The 17,337-nt window shown below is 67.5% G+C and carries 18 protein-coding genes, 1 tRNA gene and 4 pseudogenes; 8 read left to right on the top strand and 15 right to left on the bottom strand.

The window, feature by feature from the left end:
• Window positions 1–49: 49 nt before the first annotated feature.
• Window positions 50–543, top strand: a pseudogene (locus tag ACFQJD_RS05350) (NYN domain-containing protein); the annotation flags it as partial.
• 96 nt (window positions 544–639) lie between these two features.
• Here ACFQJD_RS05350 and ACFQJD_RS05345 read toward each other — a convergent pair.
• The gene (locus tag ACFQJD_RS05345; RefSeq protein WP_379796688.1) at window positions 640–1,437 is read right to left on the bottom strand and encodes a hypothetical protein; all 798 of its coding nucleotides are present in this window, start codon (window positions 1,435–1,437) and stop codon (window positions 640–642) included.
• 38 nt (window positions 1,438–1,475) lie between these two features.
• Entirely contained in the window at window positions 1,476–1,655 is a 180-nt protein-coding gene (locus tag ACFQJD_RS05340; RefSeq protein ID WP_379796687.1) for a hypothetical protein, read from the bottom strand.
• A gap of 97 nt (window positions 1,656–1,752) precedes the next feature.
• On the opposite strand from ACFQJD_RS05340, the gene ACFQJD_RS05335 reads away from it, so the two are divergent.
• Entirely contained in the window at window positions 1,753–2,226 is a 474-nt protein-coding gene (locus tag ACFQJD_RS05335; protein WP_379796685.1) for a PUA domain-containing protein, read from the top strand.
• Here the strand turns inward: ACFQJD_RS05335 and ACFQJD_RS05330 are convergent.
• From ACFQJD_RS05330 to srp19, 3 genes and pseudogenes are all read right to left on the bottom strand, one after another.
• Window positions 2,223–3,281 carry a presenilin family intramembrane aspartyl protease PSH gene (locus tag ACFQJD_RS05330; RefSeq protein ID WP_379796682.1) on the bottom strand — a complete coding sequence of 353 codons (1,059 nt, stop codon included), beginning with the start codon at window positions 3,279–3,281 and terminating at the stop codon, window positions 2,223–2,225. The two genes, ACFQJD_RS05335 and ACFQJD_RS05330, sit on opposite strands and share 4 nt — an antisense overlap.
• Before the next feature lie 76 nt (window positions 3,282–3,357).
• A pseudogene (locus ACFQJD_RS05325) lies at window positions 3,358–3,580 on the bottom strand (H/ACA ribonucleoprotein complex subunit GAR1).
• Window positions 3,580–3,858 (bottom strand): signal recognition particle subunit SRP19, encoded by a 279-nt coding sequence (gene srp19, locus ACFQJD_RS05320; RefSeq protein ID WP_379796680.1) that lies wholly within the window; start codon window positions 3,856–3,858, stop codon window positions 3,580–3,582. The pseudogene ACFQJD_RS05325 and the gene srp19 overlap by 1 nt, the downstream one beginning before the upstream one ends.
• A 109-nt stretch (window positions 3,859–3,967) precedes the next feature.
• On the opposite strand from srp19, the gene btuC reads away from it, so the two are divergent.
• The 4 genes and pseudogenes from btuC (at window position 3,968) to ACFQJD_RS05300 (ending at window position 7,481) form a co-directional block, all read left to right on the top strand.
• Complete coding sequence (btuC, locus tag ACFQJD_RS05315; protein WP_379796678.1) at window positions 3,968–4,981, top strand: vitamin B12 ABC transporter permease BtuC; 1,014 nt, start codon at window positions 3,968–3,970, stop codon at window positions 4,979–4,981.
• A pseudogene (locus ACFQJD_RS05310) lies at window positions 4,978–6,189 on the top strand (ATP-binding cassette domain-containing protein); the annotation flags it as partial. The gene btuC and the pseudogene ACFQJD_RS05310, both read left to right, overlap by 4 nt.
• A 178-nt stretch (window positions 6,190–6,367) precedes the next feature.
• Complete coding sequence (locus ACFQJD_RS05305; RefSeq protein ID WP_379796676.1) at window positions 6,368–7,345, top strand: class I SAM-dependent methyltransferase; 978 nt, start codon at window positions 6,368–6,370, stop codon at window positions 7,343–7,345.
• Between the two features lie 63 nt (window positions 7,346–7,408).
• A tRNA-Thr gene (locus tag ACFQJD_RS05300) sits at window positions 7,409–7,481 on the top strand.
• Between the two features lie 1,119 nt (window positions 7,482–8,600).
• Here ACFQJD_RS05300 and cysS read toward each other — a convergent pair.
• Window positions 8,601–10,085, bottom strand: a complete 1,485-nt coding sequence (cysS, locus tag ACFQJD_RS05295; protein ID WP_379796674.1) for a cysteine--tRNA ligase — start codon at window positions 10,083–10,085, stop codon at window positions 8,601–8,603.
• 111 nt (window positions 10,086–10,196) lie between these two features.
• Window positions 10,197–10,679, bottom strand: coding sequence for a DUF7523 family protein (locus ACFQJD_RS05290; protein WP_379796672.1), 483 nt, complete (start codon window positions 10,677–10,679; stop codon window positions 10,197–10,199).
• 118 nt (window positions 10,680–10,797) lie between these two features.
• Here ACFQJD_RS05290 and ACFQJD_RS05285 point away from each other — a divergent pair, with 118 nt between their 5' ends.
• Complete coding sequence (locus ACFQJD_RS05285) at window positions 10,798–11,043, top strand: hypothetical protein (RefSeq protein WP_379796671.1); 246 nt, start codon at window positions 10,798–10,800, stop codon at window positions 11,041–11,043.
• Here the strand turns inward: ACFQJD_RS05285 and ACFQJD_RS05280 are convergent.
• From ACFQJD_RS05280 to ACFQJD_RS05270, 3 genes are all read right to left on the bottom strand, one after another.
• A complete protein-coding gene (locus tag ACFQJD_RS05280; protein ID WP_379796669.1) occupies window positions 11,024–11,599 on the bottom strand; it encodes a DUF7524 family protein in 576 nt (191 codons plus the stop codon). The genes ACFQJD_RS05285 and ACFQJD_RS05280 overlap by 20 nt on opposite strands.
• A gap of 78 nt (window positions 11,600–11,677) precedes the next feature.
• Window positions 11,678–11,863, bottom strand: a complete 186-nt coding sequence (locus tag ACFQJD_RS05275) for a methytransferase partner Trm112 (protein WP_379796667.1) — start codon at window positions 11,861–11,863, stop codon at window positions 11,678–11,680.
• 209 nt (window positions 11,864–12,072) lie between these two features.
• A complete protein-coding gene (locus ACFQJD_RS05270; protein ID WP_379796665.1) occupies window positions 12,073–13,395 on the bottom strand; it encodes an adenylosuccinate synthase in 1,323 nt (440 codons plus the stop codon).
• A 167-nt stretch (window positions 13,396–13,562) separates the two neighbouring features.
• Between ACFQJD_RS05270 and ACFQJD_RS05265 the strand changes: the two genes are divergently transcribed.
• Window positions 13,563–13,868: a hypothetical protein gene (locus tag ACFQJD_RS05265; RefSeq protein WP_379796663.1), complete on the top strand. Its 306-nt coding sequence runs from the start codon at window positions 13,563–13,565 to the stop codon at window positions 13,866–13,868.
• 1 nt (window position 13,869) lies between these two features.
• On the opposite strand, the gene ACFQJD_RS05260 is transcribed toward ACFQJD_RS05265, so the two are convergent.
• The 5 genes and pseudogenes from ACFQJD_RS05260 to ACFQJD_RS05240 all read right to left on the bottom strand — a co-directional run bounded on the left by ACFQJD_RS05260 (window position 13,870) and on the right by ACFQJD_RS05240 (window position 17,285).
• A complete protein-coding gene (locus ACFQJD_RS05260) occupies window positions 13,870–14,121 on the bottom strand; it encodes a DUF7527 domain-containing protein (protein ID WP_379796662.1) in 252 nt (83 codons plus the stop codon).
• A complete protein-coding gene (locus ACFQJD_RS05255) occupies window positions 14,118–15,776 on the bottom strand; it encodes a DUF7527 domain-containing protein (RefSeq protein ID WP_379796660.1) in 1,659 nt (552 codons plus the stop codon). The genes ACFQJD_RS05260 and ACFQJD_RS05255 overlap by 4 nt, the downstream gene beginning before the upstream one ends.
• 63 nt (window positions 15,777–15,839) lie before the next feature.
• Window positions 15,840–16,058 carry a CDGSH iron-sulfur domain-containing protein gene (locus tag ACFQJD_RS05250; protein ID WP_379796658.1) on the bottom strand — a complete coding sequence of 73 codons (219 nt, stop codon included), beginning with the start codon at window positions 16,056–16,058 and terminating at the stop codon, window positions 15,840–15,842.
• A 73-nt stretch (window positions 16,059–16,131) separates the two neighbouring features.
• Window positions 16,132–16,365, bottom strand: coding sequence for a DUF7385 family protein (locus ACFQJD_RS05245; RefSeq protein WP_379796656.1), 234 nt, complete (start codon window positions 16,363–16,365; stop codon window positions 16,132–16,134).
• A 66-nt stretch (window positions 16,366–16,431) separates the two neighbouring features.
• A pseudogene (locus ACFQJD_RS05240) lies at window positions 16,432–17,285 on the bottom strand (cytochrome c oxidase subunit 3).
• Window positions 17,286–17,337 lie beyond the last annotated feature (52 nt).

The following is a 17,337-nucleotide window of genomic DNA, read 5'->3' as shown; positions in this document are numbered from 1 at the left end:
CGCTGACGCCGGGGCAAGTAATTAATCACCACCGTTCGTACGGCGACGCGTGACCGATATACATCCGAACCAGCGCGTGGCGATGTTGGCCGACGCGCAGAACCTCTATCACACCGCTCAGAGCATCTACTCTCGGAATATCGACTACTCGGCGCTGCTGGAGAAAGGGGTCTCGAACCGGGAACTGGTCCGCGCCATCGCGTACGTCATCCGGGCGGACTCCCCGAGGAGGAGAGTTTCTTCGAGGCCCTGGAGGACATCGGCTTCGAGACGAAGATCAAGGCCATCAAGACGTTCGGCGACGGCACGAAGAAGGCCGACTGGGACGTGGGGATGAGCCTCGACGCCGTCACTCTCGCGAACCACGTCGACGTGGTCGTCCTCTGTACGGGCGACGGTGACTTCTCTCGTCTCTGCTCGCATCTCCGCCACGAGGGCGTCCGCGTCGAGGTGATGGCGTTCGAGGAGTCCACCTCGGAGGAGCTCGTCGACGCCGCCGACACTTTCCTCGACCTGTCCGAACGCCCCGAGACGTTCCTGCTCAGGCTTCGTCGAGGACCCGCTCCTCGACGGACGCGTTCTCCCGACGGTAGAACGCCGTCGCGTAAGTCCCTCTGAACGCGAGCAACAGCGCCGACGTCAGCAGCGATGCCACCGCGAGTCCGACGATCTCCGGCGTCGAGAACGGCGAGGGCCGCCACCGAACGCCCCCGGCCCGAGTTGCGCGACGTCGGTCGGGACTGACGCGCCGGCCGACGTTCCCGACTCGCTCACGGACCGCAGGGCCACGTAGCCCGCCACGGGGAGATTGACGACGATGGCGACGGTCAGGTTCACGATCGAGTAGCCGACGGTCCCGAGGAAGTTGTCGCGCACGAAGCCGACGCTCCGAACGAAGCCGTCGGTAGCGCCCACCTCGTCGACGACGATGGCGACGTCGTAGAACTGGATGAACAGCGTGACCAGCAAGAAAAGCAGGGCGAGAAGCGCGAGGACGGCGACGGCGGGCAGGAGGACGGCGGCACCGACGGCACCGGGTGTGAAGCCGCCGGTGGCGACGGCGGACGCGAACCCGGTGGTGAACAGCAACGCGACGAGGACGACGATCGCCACGACGGCGAAGACGACGTGGATGCCGAACCGGACGAGGTTGCCGAGGAGGAGCGGGACGTACCGGTCGCGTCCGACCGACACCATCGTCGAGAGCGAGGTGTCGCCGTCGATGGACTCGTCGGCCATCCCGAGGAGACCGGCGACGACGAACGGCGTCAGGAAAAAGGAGAGGGCGCTCACCGCGGTCGGCGCGAGCGGAACCCGGGCCAACCGGAGGGCGTTCTGGGGGAGGAGCAGGAGTCCGTAGCCCAGTCCGGCGAGAAAGAGGACGCGGTTCCGAGAGAGCGCGTCGACGGCAGTGCGGAGAGATTCGATGACGGCCATGGCTGTAGGGCCGCCGAGTCGTCACATAAAACTGGTGTTCAGCGCGTACTGGCGGGGGCGCTCCCGCCGAAGCGAACGGCGGCCCCGACGGCCCCGAGGGACGCGAGACCGAGGAGCGCCGTCGGGAGAGCGGCCCCGACGCCGAGCGATGCGAAGGCGGCCCCGCTCACGAGCAACAGACAGACGCCGGCCGCCGCCAGTCGAACGTTCCCGGTCATGGTCGAACCGAGGCCGCTCTCCGTGGTAGGTCTTTCCGTTCGCCGGCGTCGGTGGCCGAGGAGGAAGGGATTTGAACGAGGAGGGAGAAGGCGGGACATGAGCAGCGACGAATCCGACCTGGCCGACCTGCGGACGGTCGCGGACTACCAGTTCGGAGCGGACGCGGGCGAGGCGCTCTTTCCGCCGGGGACGCCGCTTTCGATCTCGCGGTCGACGAGCGGTCGCCCGCGGCAGATCCACGCCGCGGAGGAGCGAATCGTGACCTACGCGACGGACGGCCGATTCACCCTCGGACTGGCCGGCGGCCGACGCCTCGTCGCCGCCGCGGACGCGCCGCGAAACCGCGTCGTCGTGGGGTCGGAGAGCGAACCGTTCGTCCGCGACGGTAAGAACGTCTTCGCCAAGTTCGTCCGCGACGTGGACGAGGCGGTCCGGCCGGACGACGAGGTGGCCGTCGTCCACGAGAACGGCGACGTCCTCGGCGTGGGACGGGCGGAGCTCGCGGCGGACGCGATGCTCGATTTCGACGCCGGGATGGCGGTGAAAGTCCGGAAGGGCGCGGGGGATTAGAGGTAGGGTGCCAGTCCGAGCGCCCGGACGAGGGGGACGCCGGAGACGACGGCACCGACGAGATAGCCCGCGATCGCGCCGCCGTTGAGAAGCGGCAGGCCGGCGTGTGCACGGCCCTTCATGACGGCCCAGAGCAGGACGCCGAGGCCGAGGAAGGTGCCGACCATGGAGGTCAGCGCGGGGAGGTTCAGCGCCGGGAGCCACGAGACGCCCAGCGACGCCGCCGGCGAGAAGAAGGCGGCGCTCGCGATCATCACCGACGGCATGACGGCGTCGCCGAGGCCGATGAAAAAGGCGTCGCGCTCCGAGACGGGGGATTCGGCCTCGGATTCGGCCGCCGCGTCGCCCCCGTCGGACGTCTCCGGCGGTCCCGTCGCCGAATCCGTCGTCGCCGAATCCGTCGTCTCCGTCCCACCGTCACCCTCATCGTGGACGCCGCTCGCGCCCGAGAAGTCGTCTTCGAGCAGCGAGTACGACCACGAGAGCGGGATGACGAGAATGACGGGAACGCGCAGGTCCATGACGCCCTCGGCGAGGTCGAGCATGTGTTCGGTGCCGTAGACGCTGACGGCGTCGTAGACGGCGAGCGCCGAGAGCAAGACGACGGCCGGCAGGAGGCCGAAACTGATGCCGAACAGGCCGGCGGCCCCCGCGCCCATGACGACGCCGGCGGTGTCGACGACGTACCACTCTGGGTAGACGAGGAGCGCACCGGCGACGGCGAGAGCGAACGCCGCGGCGAGGACGTTCAGCGATCCGTAGGTGACGACGGGCGGGACGACGACGCCGAAGACGTACCACGAGACGAGCGCGCTCGACAGGAGGACGACGCCTTTCACCGCCCGGTCGAAGTCGTATTTGAACGCGGCGAGCATGAACCCCGTCGCCACGAGAATCGCGCCGAGGTAGACGAGGCTGTTCGTCGGATCCGAGGGATCCTCGACGGCCTGGTAGCCAGCCGACTGGAACGGTTCGACGAGCGAGAGCGCCCCGACCTGCACCAGAAAGAAGACGAGGGCGGCGAAGGCGACGCCACGAACGACGCGGAGGTCCATGGCCGGCCGTTGGGAGAGGAGTGATTTGGGGGTTGCGACTCGCCGCGCGTCGGGACGCCGCGTCCCGACGTCGTTTTCACCGTGCGTAGAGGCGCTCGCCGACGAGGTCGGCCGGCCGGACGCCGTCGGTGGGCGAGACGGCGAGATACGGCCGCTCGACGGGGCCGAACACGTCGACGACGCGGCCGACCGTCGAGAGCGACTCGTCGACCGCTTCGGTGCCGATGCGGGGAGTCGTCGTCGGACCGGACGATGGCGAGGCCCTGTGCCGTCCGGTCGACGGTGCCGAGTCGGCGCATCAGTCGCGAAGCAGCGCCACGAAGGCGGCGACGGCCTGGACGAGGTCGTTTTTCGTCGCGTCCTCCGCGCCCTTCACGAGAACGCGCCCGCGGGGTTCGTTCTCGCGCGGATAGGTGACGTCGCGCTCGATGACGGCGTCGTACCCCACCTGTCTGACCGCCTCGGCGATCTCGTCGACCGTCGGGTCCTCGACGGCGTCCTCCTCGGGGACGCGACGGCCCTCGGCACGCGTCAACGACGCGTCGATGTACGCGGGCCAGATGACGTTCTCAACCATACGAACCCACCCGCGCCCAGCCGTAATACGATTTTGGAACGCCGGTCGCGGTGGTGATGCCCATCGACGTATGCAACAAGTATTTACCTACTGCAAGGGGGTTTCGACAATGGCGTTACACAGGCTGGAAACGGGCGCGTGGCTGGTCGGCTTGGCGGTGCTACTCGTCGCCGTCGCCCTGGTGAGCGCGACCATCGGCCCGGTGTCGATTCCGCTCCGGACCGTCGCCAGCGTCGCGCTCTCGCCGTTGCCGTGGCTCTCTACCACCGCTCCCGACACCGCCCGGACCATCGTCCTCCAGATCCGGATGCCGCGGATCGTCCTCGGAGCAGTCGTCGGCTTCGCCCTCGCGGCGGCGGGGACGGTGATGCAGGGCTTCTTCCGCAACCCCATGGCCGACCCCTCCATCGTCGGCGTCTCCGCGGGGGCGGCGACGGGCGCAGTCGCCGTCATCGTCACCGGAATCTCCGTCCCCTTCGGCCGGCCGGCCGCGGCGTTCGCCGGCGCGCTCGTCGCCGCCTTCGGGGTCTATCTCATCGCGACCGAGGGCGGCCGGACGCCCGTGGCGACGCTCCTGCTGGCGGGCGTCGCCGTCCAGACGTTCCTCGGTGCCGTTATCTCCTACCTGCTCGTCTACGCCGGCCGGCAGATGAACGAGGCCGTCTACTGGCTGATGGGCCACCTCCACAACAGCACGTGGCCGAAAGCGCAGGCCGCGTTCGTCGTCGCCCTCCCGGGCGTCCTCCTCCTCCACCTGTTCGCCCGTGACCTGAACGTCCTCCTCCTCGGCGAGGAGGACGCCCACGCCCTCGGCGTCGACGTCGAGCGGACGAAACGCGTGTTGCTCGTCCTCGCGAGTCTCGTCACCGCCGCCGCCGTCGCCGTCTCCGGCGTCATCGGCTTCGTCGGCCTCGTCGTCCCGCACGTGATGCGCCTGCTCGTCGGCCCCGACCACCGCGTGCTCCTGCCGACGAGCGCGCTCGCCGGCGCGTCCTTCCTCGTCGCCACCGACACCGTGGCCCGGTCGGGGCCCGCCGAACTCCCCGTCGGTATCGTCACCGCCGCCGTCGGCGCGCCCTTCTTTCTCTACCTGCTCCGGAAGCGGGAGGTGCACGCGCTGTGACCCCCGCCGTCGACGTCTCGAATCTCTCCGTCTCGCTCGGCGGCGTCAGCATCCTCGACGACGTGACCACGAGCGTCGAGCGCGGCCAGTTCGTCGGTCTCGTCGGCCCGAACGGGGCCGGCAAGACGACGCTCATACGATCGCTCAACGGCGTCCTCACGCCCGACGCCGGCACCGTCCTGATCGAGGGCGAACGCATCCACGACCTCTCCTCGAAGGCGGCGAGCCGACTGGTGGCGACGGTGCCCCAGTCGCCGTCGCTCTCCTTTGCGTTCGACGTGCGCGAGACGGTCGAGATGGGACGGATGCCACACGTCGACCGGTTCGAGGGGACGACGCCCGCGGACCGCGACGCGGTCGAGCGCGCGATGGAGCGAACCGACGTGACGCAGTTCGCCGACCGCTCGATCACAGACGTGAGCGGCGGCGAGCGCCAGCGAGTCTTCCTGGCGCGCGCGCTCGCACAGGAGACGCCCGTGCTCCTCCTCGACGAACCCACCTCGAACCTCGACGTCAACCACCAGATCCGGACGCTCGAACTCGTCCGCGAACTCGCCGACGAGGGGCGCACCGTCGTCGCCGCCATCCACGAACTCGACCTGGCGGCGCGCTACTGCGACGAACTCCGTCTCCTCTACGACGGCACCGTCCGCGCCGACGGCTCCCCCGAAACGGTGCTCTCCGAATCGAACGTCGAACGCGCCTTCGACACGTCCGCCGCCGTCGCCGAGAACCCCGTCACGGGGTCGACCGAGGTGGTGGCCCTCCCCGACGCCGCGGCGGCGACGGGGCACGTCCACGTCGTCGGCGGCGGTGGGGCCGCCGCCCGCTATCTCTACGCCCTCGACGCGGCCGGCTACGAGGTGTCCGTCGGCGCGGTGAACGAGGGCGACACCGACGCGTCGGTGGCCGACCGCCTCGACTGCGACGCCGTCACCGTCCCGCCGTACGCGCCCGTGGACGACGAAGCCCGCGCCGCCGTCGACGAACGGGTGCGCGCCGCCGACGCCGTCCTCGTCGCCGACGTGGTCGTCGGATCGGGGAACCTCCCGAACCTGGAGGCGGCGCTCGCCGCCGACTCGCTCGTCGTCGTCGAGGGCCGCCCGTTCGCCGCCCGCAACCACGCCGGTGAGGCCGCCGCCCGGACGCACGCAGCGTTGCGGGAACGCGGCACCGTCGTCGGCCCCGACGAGGCGATCGAGGCGGTTCGGGCGGCGGTCGACCACGGCAACGGGGGCCTCGACGCGAGGATCGCCCGTCCCCCGACCGGTCGTAGCCGACGGGGCGTCGACGCCGCCGACGTCCGTCGATGCCGGTCGTCGCCGTCGAGCGTCACCGCCGGCGTCGAAACGTCACCCTTACTCCCCGCGACGGCGAGAGTCGACCATGGAACGACCCTGCGTTCGTGCGCCCCGGGACGAGGGCGAGGAGACGCGACAGGCCCTCGCGGCCGCGAACCTCGTCGACGAGGAGTACGACATCGTCGCCGACGAGGAGTCCGTCTTCGTCCCGGTCACGGATCCCGATGCCGTGCCAGGGGAGTTCGAGGTGGTCACCCGCGACGTGCCCACGCGGACCCGCCAGCGGACGCCCGCCGACGTCCTCGGCTTCGAACCCTCCTACGAACGCCTCGGCGACATCGTCATCCTCGACGAGAACGACCCGGACCGCGCCGCCGACATCGCCGACGCGGTGATGGCCTCCGACCTGCCCGTCGACACCGTCGTCAACCGCGCCTCGAAGGTGAAAGGCGAACTCCGAGTGCGCGACTGGGACGTCCTCGCCGGCGACGGCACCGAGACGGTCCACCGCGAGTACGGCTTCGAGTATCTGCTCGACATTTCGACCGTCTACTTCTCGCCGCGGCTGGCGACCGAACGCCGCCGCGTCACCGAACAGGCCGAACCCGGCGACCACGCCTTCGATATGTTCGCGGGCGTCGGCCCCTTCGTCGTCCCGTTCGCCGCTCGCGGTGCCGACGCCGTCGGCGTCGACCTGAACGAAGCGGCCGTCGAGTATCTCCGCGAGAACGCCCGCCGGAACGGCGTCGAGGAGAACGTGACCGCCGTCCACGGCGACGTCCGCGAGGTCGCCCCGGAGTACGAGGGCTGGGCCGACCGCGTCGTGATGAACCTCCCGCACAGCGCCGACGACTTCCTCGACTCGGCCGTGACCCTCGCCGGCGACGACTGCGTCCTCCACTACTACGACATCCAACACGAGGACGACCCGTTCGGTCCCGGCGAACGCGCCGTCCGCGACGCCGCCGACGGCTACGACGTGACGGTCGAAACCGAACGCGTCGTGCGGTCGTACGCCCCACACGAACTGAACGTCTGCCTCGACGTTCGGCTGTCGCGGTGAGTCGTCCCACCGGGTTTCGGAAGCCTTATTGGAGTAATCGAAGTACGGGACAATGCACACCCCGCCGGTGTAGCTCAGCTGGCAGAGCGATTCCTTCGTAAGGAATAGGCCGAGGGTTCAAATCCCTCCACCGGCTTAACTTCGGCTTCGCCTCGTTAATGATCGTTAACCGTTGTTAGCGGCGCTCGGACTCGAATATTGCTCTCAAGGTAGCCTCTGCTGGAGACATTTGAGTAGGTCTCTCCACCCTGTTTTGCCGGAAACATTTGATTCCATGACGGATACGGTACTGCGCAGTCGTGCGGTTTCAGAAAAGGAATCGGGGATGGCGTCGGACATCCCGAACCCGTTCAGTTGCCGTTACTCTTCCCCGTGTTATTACTTCAGAAAATCATCTATGGAGGCAGTTCGTCACTCCCCGGAATCTACCGAATCAGACAGGAAGAGTTACTGTCTCTGTTGAAGCCCTCTTTTCCAGACACGGTTCGGAATGAAACACCTGCTCAGTAGGAGTGCGTATCGGTCGGTTCTGATGGATTAGGTAAAGAACGAGCGGGGGCTCTCGTCAGAAATGTACCCGATGGTGGCGCCAATCAATGCAGGCATTGCGATTGAGATAACCAGTAAACTACCATACTGCGTGGCGGCACTCAAGGACATTGGAAAGGACGGTTCTGCTACTATCCAATCGAGCGAGAGTATGCCCACCCCGAAAACGAAGCCTGCAACGAGAAACCATCCGGTGACTCGCTGTATCGGTTCCTTACAGATGTAGACGAGATAGAACCCACCGATGGCCGCCAACAACGGAATCAGGAGAAAACGAAGGCCGAAACCAACCGTACTCACGAGAGGGAACCAAGAATCGAGATACGCGACGCGTGCGGATTCTGTGCCGATGAAAGACTGTGGATACCAGAATAACAAAAAGTGATGAATGCCGGTTGTTATCACACCAAATATCGCTACCAGTGACCCGACCCATCGCGGCGAACAAGACACAGCCATAGCCACTACACCCTTACTGAATAATAAATATTTCCGCCAACGTACTGTTTACAAGCACTTCGACGAACGGGAAACGGGTGACTGCTAAGGGACACTTCGAGGCGTGCGCCCAGTACGTGGCTTCGCAGATCTCGGGTACCCGGTCGAACGGGCATTCCCCGCCGTTGTAGAAGCACGGCTTGGTGCCGACGTAGACGTGTTTGGTGATGGCCGTCCGGCTCGCTCGCCCCGCTCCGGCGACGGTGGACTAGAACCGGTAGGTCGGCCCGTCGGCGCTGTCCTCGACGTCGACGCCGAGGGCTTCGAGTTCGTCCCGGAGTTCGTCCGCGCGTTCGTAGTTGCCCGCCTCGCGTTCGGTCTCGCGAACGTCGAGGACGAGTTCGACCAGATCCTCCGCCAGGCGGACCGCACCCTCCCGTTCGCGGCCGCCGAACGCGAGACCGAAGACGTCGCCGCCGAGTTCCTCGAACGTCTCGATCGCGCGGCGCAGGCCGCGGTAGTCGTACGCGTCGGCGTCGTCGACGTGGCGGTTGATCGCCGACGCGAGTTCGAGCAGCGCCGCCGTCGCCTCGCGGACGTTGAAGTCGTCGTTCATCGCGGCGGTGAACTCCGCCCGCGTCGCCTCGACCGCTCCCCGGAGCGACGCGTCCTCGACTTTCGTCCGGGCGTCGACGCTGTCGCAGGCGTCCGTCGCCGTTTCGTAGGCGCGTTCGAGACGCTCCCAGCGCTCTTCGGCCTCGCGCATCGCCGCCTCGCTGAACGTCTGTTTCGATCCGTACCCCGTCCCGAGGTAGAACGTCCGCACGACGTTCGGGCCGAATTCGTCGAGGGCGTCGGCGACGTAGAAGTAGTTGCCGAGGCTCGAACTCATCTTCTCGCCCGCCGTCTCCAACAGACCAGTGTGGAGCCAGTAGCGCGCGAACCGCTGGCCGGTGGCGGCCTCGCTCTGGGCGATTTCGTTCTCGTGGTGCGGGAAGACCAGGTCGTGGCCGCCGACGTGGACGTCGATGGTGTCGTCGAGGTGGGTCATGCTCATCGCGGAACACTCGACGTGCCACCCCGGTCGGCCCTCTCCCCACGGCGACTCCCACGTCTCGCCCGAAGGGACGTCCTCGCCGACCGGCCGGCCGTCCGTCCGGTGCTGGGCGATGTCCGCGGGCGAGACGCCGTCGGCCTTCCAGAGCGCGAAGTCCGCCGGGTGGCGTTTCTCCGAGCGCTCTGCGGGGTCGCCCTGGGCTTCCATCTCGTCGACGCGCTGGTTCGAGAGCTTGCCGTAGTCCTCGAACGACGTCACGTCGAAGTAGACCGAACCCGCCGATTCGTAGGCGTACCCCTTCTCGAGCAGCGTCTCGACAAGCGAGATGATCTCGGGGACGTGTTCCGAGACGCGGGGGTAGACCTCCGCCCGACGGAGGTTCAGCCCTCGCATGTCCTCGATGACCGACGACACGAACCGTTCGGCCACCTCGAGTTCGGCGTCGCCGAGGCCGTCCTCGCCGACGCGGGCGACGATCTTCTCGTTGACGTCGGTGAAGTTCTCGACGTGGCGGACGTCGTAGCCGAGGTGGTCGAGCCACCGATGCATCACGTCGGCGTGCGTCCACACCCGCGCGTGACCGAGGTGGGCGTCGTCCGAGACCGTCAACCCACAGACGTAGAGCAAGACTTCGTCGCCGGCTGGCTCGAACTCCTCGCGTTCGCCCGTCAGGGTGTTGGTCACGGACAGCGTCATCGTCCACCCCTTCCGCGTCGAGCCTTTAGTAGTTGTACGTTCGATAGGACGGTTGTAACCGTCTCCCAAGGCGGTCGCACGGCTCCGTGCGGTCGAAGCCGTCGGACCGGGTCACGTCGGCACCGCGTCGAGGGCGTTCTCGACGGCCCTGAGCGCCGTCGCCCCGCCGCGGCGGCCGACGACGACGGCCAGCGAATCCGCGGCGACGCCCGCCGCGTCGACGTCGACGCCGTCGGCGACGAGTCGGCCGAGCGCGGTCGAGAGCGACCGGGCGTCCACGTCGCCGACGGCGACGACGGCCGTCCGCGATCCGGCGTCCGGAACGACGCCGACGCCACCGACGGCCACGATGGCGTCCGAGGCGTCGTCGACGACGCCGACGCCGCGGTGCATCGTCACGCGGACGTCCCGGCTCTCGGTGTCGTACGCGGGGAGATCCTCTCGATACCGTCGGAGGGCGGCCGCGACGGCGTCCGCGTCGCCCACGTCGAGAAAGTCGGCGGCCGCGCGGTAGTTCACGACGCCCGCCCGGAGAGCGTCCCGGAGGAACGGGCGCGCGTCCACGGCCGCTCTGGCTTCGGCGGCGAGTGACATGGCGCGTATCTCGCACCGCCCCGGCAAAAACGCGCCGAACCCGCCGACAGAAGCATAAAATACGTTACAGAAACGCCGTTCAGATTACACTTATGGCGTCCCGGGGCGACCCGACGGTATGCGACGACCCCGGCCCTCCCGTCGCCGAGATCGGTTCCCGCGGACGCTGTTCGGCTCGCTACTCGCAGCACTCGTCCCCGCTGTCGCTCTGTACGCGGTGTCGTATCCGGTCGTCGCCGCCGCTGTCGCGGCGTTCGTCCTGACGGTCGTCGCCTCCACCTGCGTCGGGCGAGGAACGCTCGCACCCCCGACGCGTCCGGCTACTTCCAGACCGACGCGTCCGGCTACTTCCAGAGGAAGATGAGCGCGAGGAAGACGCCGAGAACCACGACGCCGACGCCGAGCGTCACGACCTGACTCTCGACGGAGAAAGCGGTGGCAGCGGCGATGCCGACGGCCACGAGAGCGAACGTCAGCACCGGCAGGGTTCGCCGCGCGGGGAGTCGGCGAGCGATTCGCGTCGTGAGCGGATCCGGTCGTGGCTCCGGCTGTGGTGGCCGAGAGAGGTTCTCGTCCACGTCGACGGACGGGTCGTCGTCCTCGGGGTCGACGACGACGTCGACGTAGGCTGTCTCGTTCCCGTAGGCGGTGACGACTTTCAGTTTGCCGCGAACGGACTGGTCGACCGACCGGACGTCGACGTCGACGGCCGTCTCGGATTCGCCCTCGACGAAGTAGTTCCCGCCCGAGTCGAGCGCGGCGGCCGAGGAGAGATCGTCGTCGAGATTGAGATGGACGTGGATGGCCTCACCGTGGTTGCGAAGCCGTATCGTGAACGGGCCTGCGACGTGAAACTCCGCAGGAGCGTCCACCTCGTGGATGCTCCCGCGGTTCAACTCGACCGATAGCGACGGTGGCACGGATGGCCCGACGCACCGGGGGACGAAAAAGCTCGGGGGTCGTTTTGCCGTGAGTTCCCGAAGGCGTCGTCGGACAGGTCACTCTTCGCGCATGTCGGGCGGGAGGAGGTTCGGGATGCCGTCCTCGATAGGGTACACCTCGCCGGTGACGGTGCCGACGAGTCGTCCCTCGATGATCTCCTCGCCGTCCCGTTCGTCGACTTCGAGTTCGAGTTCGCTCTTGTCCAGGGGGTCACAGAGGATGTCCATCAGGGATTCTTTCATCGTCCGAAGAAGGCGACCCACTCGGTAAAAGCCTACGGGTTGCCACCCCAGATCGGGGCGTAGTCCGCCGGTACCGCAGATCCCCGGAACAACCGTGGCGCGGGTTCGTCACGACGGTCGAGCGGCGAGGCGTTCCCGGACGTCGACGGGCGGGGGTCGCTCACGACCGTCGCGTCTCGTCACCGAACGGGAGCCGTATCGCCCGGCCGCTAGCCGTCCCGCTCGAACGGATTCACGAGGTCGATCGTCTCGGCCCGATCCGGACCGATACCGACGGCGTAGATGGGCGCGCCGACTTCGTCGCCGAGATAGTCGAGATACGTCCGGGCCTCGGCCGGGAGGGCGTCGTATCCGTCCTCGGCGACGGCGCTCCAGTCGACGTCCGGCCACGGGTCGAACTCCTTCAAGACGGGGTCACACTCGGCCCAGCGTTCGGTCGTCGCGGGCATCGTGGTCAGCGTCTCGCCGTCGAGGTCGTAGGCGTGGCCGACTTTCACCTCGTCGAGTCCGGCGAGGACGTCCAGGTGATTGACGGCGATGCCGGTGAAGCCGCTGGCGCGGGCGGCGTGGCGGAGCATGGGGACGTCGAGCCATCCGATGCGGCGCGGGCGGCCCGTGACGGTGCCGAACTCGCCACCGCGCTCGCGAATCTCGTCGGCGAGGGGCCCATCGAGTTCGGTCGGGAGCGGCCCCGTACCGACCCGCGAGAGGTAGGCTTTGACGATGCCGACGACCTCGCCCCGTCCGACGACCGTCGGGCCGACGCCGCTACCGGTGCAGGCCCCGCCGGCCGTCGGGTTCGACGACGTGACGTAGGGGTAGATGCCGTGGTCGATGTCGATGGAGGTCCCCTGTGCGCCCTCGAAGAGGACGTTCGCGTCGTCGTCGAGGCGGTTCCCGAGGAAGTTGCCGGCGTCGACGGTCATGTCCTCGCGTTCGAGGCGCTGGCCGACATCGACGAACTCCTCGTGGAGGGCGTCGACGTCGAACTCCTCGCTGGCTTCCATCCCGAAGACGTCCTCGACGAGCGCCCGCTTCTGCGGGACGACGTACTCCAGTCGCTCGCGGAGAACGTCCGGATCGAGGAGGTCGCCGACGCGGACGCCGCGGCGGCCGACCTTGTCCTCGTAGGTCGGACCGATGCCGCGCCCGGTCGTGCCGGCCTCGAGATCCGAATCGCTCTTGGCTTCCTCCTCGATGCCGTCCAGCACGCGATGGTACGGCATGATGACGTGTGCGCGGCGGGCCACCCGGACGTCGGGGTCGAGCCCCCGGTCGCGCAGGTCGTCGAGTTCCGAAAACAGCGTCCGCGGATTGACCACACAACCGTTGCCGAGGAGGCCCACTTTGCCGCGTACCGCGCCGCTCGGAACGAGCGAGAGTTTGTATTCGGTGCCGCCTTCGACGACGGTGTGACCCGCGTTGTCCCCGCCCTGATAGCGGACCACGATGTCGGCTTCCCCACCCCAGAGGTCGACGAGGGCACCTTTGCCCTCGTCGCCGAGTTGGGAGCCGACGATGGTGACTGTCATGTCCGCTGGACGGTTTCTCGCCGCCCGCTAAACCGATTACGGTCGCGAGGCGGCCGCGTCGGACCGAAACGTTAACCACCCACAGGACGTACGTGTACGGTGTCGGTTCTCTGAGTGTGGGATCAAGAGCAACTTTTAAAACCCGCAAAGACAAGTTAACAAATGGCATGATAGACAGGCTTGAGAAAGAAGTAGATATGCTCGAACGGCACCTGCAGGTCTTGAAGATGGTCATCGGCAACGAGCCTATCGGCATCGTCAAGATGTCCAACGAGACCGGCTACCCTCACCACAAAGTCCGTTACTCACTGCGTGTCCTCGAGGAGGAGAACCTCATCGAGCCGTCGAGCCAGGGCGCGATTACGACCGAACGAACCGCCGAATTCGTCGACGAACTCGACGAGAAGATCGACGACATCGTCGGGAAACTCGACTCGATGAAAATCGAGGAGACGGCCGAAGTCGAATCCTAGTTCACAGATCCGGAACCGTCAGGTAGAAGCCACCGTCTCGTGCCTCCGCGAGACACAGGTGAAATCCGCGCGTCCGCGAAATCTTCACGTAGCTTTTCCGTTTCGTCCGGCTGAACAGCCCGCCGCCGGTGGCGTCGGCGGTGACCTCCATCGCGTCGGGGTCGAAGTAACTGGTCGTCAGGAAAAACGCCGCCGCCAGCGAGTCGACCGCCTCCGTCACCGTCGTCGCCTGATCGACGAGCGACTGCATCATCCCGCGAGTCGTCGGCTCCCGCGAGTCGTTGACGTCCGCGACGAGCAGGGGTTCCCCATCTTGTCGTAACAGACCACGTCGAAGGTGTACTCCTCGCCGGCCCCCTCGACTGCGGTCGAGAAGTCGATGCGGTCGACGTCGGGGACGGCGTCGTAGAGCCTGTCGAGAACGCGCCGACTCCCGGTGTCGCGGATCTCGTAGAAGAGGTCGGTCACCAGCCACCGGACGAACTCGTAGTGGACGGTTCCGCGGAGAAACTCCTCGTAGGGCGCGCCGTCGACGTACAGGCCGTCGGTGTCGACGTTCGCGTGGTAATCCAGGACGAGGTTCTCGTCGACCGTCTCCCGCGTCGTCTGTCCCTCGTGGACCCCCTGGAGCGTCCCCGCGCTCTTGGTCTCGTACCGGACGAAGAGGTTCGTCCCGGCGAGGGCCTCCTCGGGCGACAGCGTCCGCTCCGGGTCCGCGTCGGATCGCCGCCCTGCCACGGGCGCGTCGGCGCGGGGCCGCGTGCGTTGCGTTCGCTGTCCAACGGGCTCACTGGACTGTTCGGCAGCGGCGGACGCGTCCGCCGTCGACGCCGGGACCTCGGCCGCTCGTGACGGATCGGTCCGTTCCTGCTGTGTCGCGTCGTCGCCGCCCGTCGTCGACGCAGCGTCCGTCGCCGATTCCGCGTCCGTCGCCGACGCCGAGTGCTCGGCGGCGTCCGCCTCGGCCTCCTCGGCGGCCGTCAGTTCGATATCTTCCGTGGAATCGGGCGCTACCCCCGCGTCCGCGTTCTCGCCAGCGGACGGCGTCCCGGCGTCGACAGCGTCGTCCCCGGTTCGCGTCGTCGACGCCGCGTCCGCCTGGTTGGCGTCAGCCTCGGCGTCTCCGGTCGACGCCGCGCCCGACGGACTGGCGGCGGTGTCGTCGCTTCCGGCCGTCTCGCCGTCCCCCGATTCGGCCGGGTCGTCCGCCGCTTCGGCGCTGGTCTCGTCAGCACTTGCCTCGTCGTCAGCACCGGTCTCGTCAGCACTTGTCTCGTCAGCGCTACCCTCGTCGGCGTCGGCCGTCTCGTCGCCCGCGATGGTCACCGCCTCGACGTCGGTCGACGGCTCCTCGGGTTCCGGTTCCGGGGGCTCGGGGACGTCGACGACGTCGATCGTCGCCTCCTTGACCTCGTAGATGCCGACTTCGTCGTTCGCGCGTTCGAAGGCCTCGTCGCCGGTGACGAGGCGACGGCTGTTGCCGACGAACGCGACGCTCATCGACTTGCCGCCGGAGTAGACGACGTAGTAGTCGCCGGAGAGGACGTTTTCGGAGAGTTCGACGTAGCCGGTGAAGCCGCCGTCGGACAGCGTCTCGTCGACCTCCGACAGGGGCGTCTCGTTCGTGTAGTATTTCGCGCGCGTCTGCCCGTCGCCGAGACGCATCGTGTAGAGCAGCGGAAGCGCCTCGTCGGGAGCGACGTACGCGTCCAGGTCGGCCGCCTCGAACGCCTCGATCGTGCCGTCGAAGACGCCGACGACGCGTCCGTTGAGCAGGAACGCCCACGCGTCCCCGGCGGTGACGGCACCCGAGAACCGTTCGTCGGCGAGGTCGTGCAGTCCCGCGTAGCCGTCGGCGACGGGGTGTGGACTCCACTCGCGTATCGCGTCGAGAATTTCGCTCTCCATTTGCACTATCATGTCCGCAAGCGGGGGAAATACTTTCCGGCAACGCGCGGCGTCGCCCGTCGATCACTCCTCCTTGACGGTCACTTCGCGGCGCTCGCCGTCGACGTACTTGTACAGCGTGTCCGGGGATTCGTCCTCCGTCCGTCGGTGTGAGCCGTCACAGAAGGGGTACTCTTCGCTCAGCCCACACAGGCAGATGGCGACGTCTCCTTTCTCGTCGTCGACGTCCGCCGGGGTGAGAATCCGCGGTCCGTGTGCCGTGTGTGTGACCTCTCGGGGCATGTCCCGCCGTACCGACGGCGACGTGTTAACTCCGGTGGACGACGGCGAGCGCGCCGGCGTCGGCCCGAACCGGTCAGTGCTTGTGGGTGAACAACAACGGCCGCTCCTCTTGCGTCGTCAGACAGAGCCCGAGCGGCTCGGTCTGGTCGAGGCTGGTGGACGCGCCCTTGCACACCACGAGGTCGTCGAACGGCTCCTCACAGACCGGACAGGCTACCGCCACCGTGTTCTGATAGAGCTTGAACTCCTCGTTTTCCTCGCGGGGCGTCAGCGACGAGATGAGTTGGTCGAAATCTTCTGCGTCCATGCGGTTTCCTGTCGCGTCGACCCATATAAAACCACGGAGGGTGACAGCTACCCTCGCAGGGGGCGTTCAGGCCCCGAGTTGCGCGCCGGCGTAGAGGACGACGACGAGGAAGATCCAGACGGCGTCGACGAAGTGCCAGTACATCGAGACGGTGGTGACCGAGACGTGGCGCTCGGCGGAGTACTGGCCGGCGAGACTACGGACGAAGACGATGCCGAGGAGGACGGCCCCAAGCGAGACGTGGAGGCCGTGCAGGCCGGTCAGCCCGTAGAAGGCGGAGCCGAAGATGCCGGAGGTGACGGTGAACTGCGAGTGGACGATGAACTCGTAGTATTCGAGCACCTGCCCGCCGATGAAAATCACGCCCAGGACGAGCGTCGCGACGAGCCCGATCAGGAAGTTCCGGCGGTTGCCGTTACGGAGCGCGACGTGCGCCCAGTGGAGCGTCACGCTCGACGCGATCAGCAGGAGGGTGTTGACGACGACGAGCGACCCCAGCAGATGGGGGAGGCTCTGTGGCGGCCACGCGCCCGTCCGGATGAAGAAGTAGTAGGCGAAGCCGCCGCCGAACGTCGCGACCTCGGAGCCGAGGAAGGCGATCATCCCCCACCTGAGTGCCTTGCCGCTCGTCTCGCTCGCCTCGCGCGACCAGAACGCGGAGACGAAGGCGTGATAGAGCCACCCGTAGAGACCGACGAGGAAGACGGCGACGCTCCCGACGAGGGCCGCCGGAGCGAGGGCGGGAGAGATGGTCGAGTCCTGCCCGCTCGCGACGATGAACAGCGCCGCGCCGAGATAGATGCCCCCGCGCCCAGTGCCGTGATGAACGGCCACCAGCTCGCCTCACCGAAGCCGCGAGGCCAGTCCTCGACGGCCGGCAGGTGATGGCCGTGGTCGTCGTGTGCGTCTTCGGTACTCATGCTATCGGACCGTTGCGATTCGACTACCAAAAACCTCCCAAGCGCGTCCGAG

Origin of the sequence: Haloplanus sp. GCM10025708, assembly GCF_042663985.1 — an archaeon.
Taxonomy (GTDB): domain Archaea; phylum Halobacteriota; class Halobacteria; order Halobacteriales; family Haloferacaceae; genus Salinirarus; species Salinirarus marinus.
This window is presented reverse-complemented; position numbering and strand designations above follow the sequence as displayed.

Bases quoted from the DNA above. Each gene is read 5' to 3' on its own strand.
- ACFQJD_RS05330 (WP_379796682.1), bottom strand. From the start codon at position 3,281: ATGGACCTCCGCGTCGTTCGTGGCGTCGCCTTCGCCGCCCTCGTCTTC.
- ACFQJD_RS05305 (WP_379796676.1), top strand. From the start codon at position 6,368: ATGGAACGACCCTGCGTTCGTGCGCCCCGGGACGAGGGCGAGGAGACG.
- srp19 (WP_379796680.1), bottom strand. From the start codon at position 3,858: ATGGTTGAGAACGTCATCTGGCCCGCGTACATCGACGCGTCGTTGACG.
- ACFQJD_RS05270 (WP_379796665.1), bottom strand. From the start codon at position 13,395: ATGACAGTCACCATCGTCGGCTCCCAACTCGGCGACGAGGGCAAAGGT.
- ACFQJD_RS05335 (WP_379796685.1), top strand. From the start codon at position 1,753: ATGAGCAGCGACGAATCCGACCTGGCCGACCTGCGGACGGTCGCGGAC.
- ACFQJD_RS05275 (WP_379796667.1), bottom strand. From the start codon at position 11,863: ATGAAAGAATCCCTGATGGACATCCTCTGTGACCCCCTGGACAAGAGC.
- ACFQJD_RS05345 (WP_379796688.1), bottom strand. From the start codon at position 1,437: ATGGCCGTCATCGAATCTCTCCGCACTGCCGTCGACGCGCTCTCTCGG.
- ACFQJD_RS05340 (WP_379796687.1), bottom strand. From the start codon at position 1,655: ATGACCGGGAACGTTCGACTGGCGGCGGCCGGCGTCTGTCTGTTGCTC.
- ACFQJD_RS05285 (WP_379796671.1), top strand. From the start codon at position 10,798: ATGCGACGACCCCGGCCCTCCCGTCGCCGAGATCGGTTCCCGCGGACG.
- ACFQJD_RS05265 (WP_379796663.1), top strand. From the start codon at position 13,563: ATGATAGACAGGCTTGAGAAAGAAGTAGATATGCTCGAACGGCACCTG.
- cysS (WP_379796674.1), bottom strand. From the start codon at position 10,085: ATGACGCTGTCCGTGACCAACACCCTGACGGGCGAACGCGAGGAGTTC.
- ACFQJD_RS05260 (WP_379796662.1), bottom strand. From the start codon at position 14,121: ATGATGCAGTCGCTCGTCGATCAGGCGACGACGGTGACGGAGGCGGTC.
- ACFQJD_RS05250 (WP_379796658.1), bottom strand. From the start codon at position 16,058: ATGCCCCGAGAGGTCACACACACGGCACACGGACCGCGGATTCTCACC.
- ACFQJD_RS05290 (WP_379796672.1), bottom strand. From the start codon at position 10,679: ATGTCACTCGCCGCCGAAGCCAGAGCGGCCGTGGACGCGCGCCCGTTC.
- ACFQJD_RS05245 (WP_379796656.1), bottom strand. From the start codon at position 16,365: ATGGACGCAGAAGATTTCGACCAACTCATCTCGTCGCTGACGCCCCGC.
- ACFQJD_RS05255 (WP_379796660.1), bottom strand. From the start codon at position 15,776: ATGGAGAGCGAAATTCTCGACGCGATACGCGAGTGGAGTCCACACCCC.
- btuC (WP_379796678.1), top strand. From the start codon at position 3,968: ATGGCGTTACACAGGCTGGAAACGGGCGCGTGGCTGGTCGGCTTGGCG.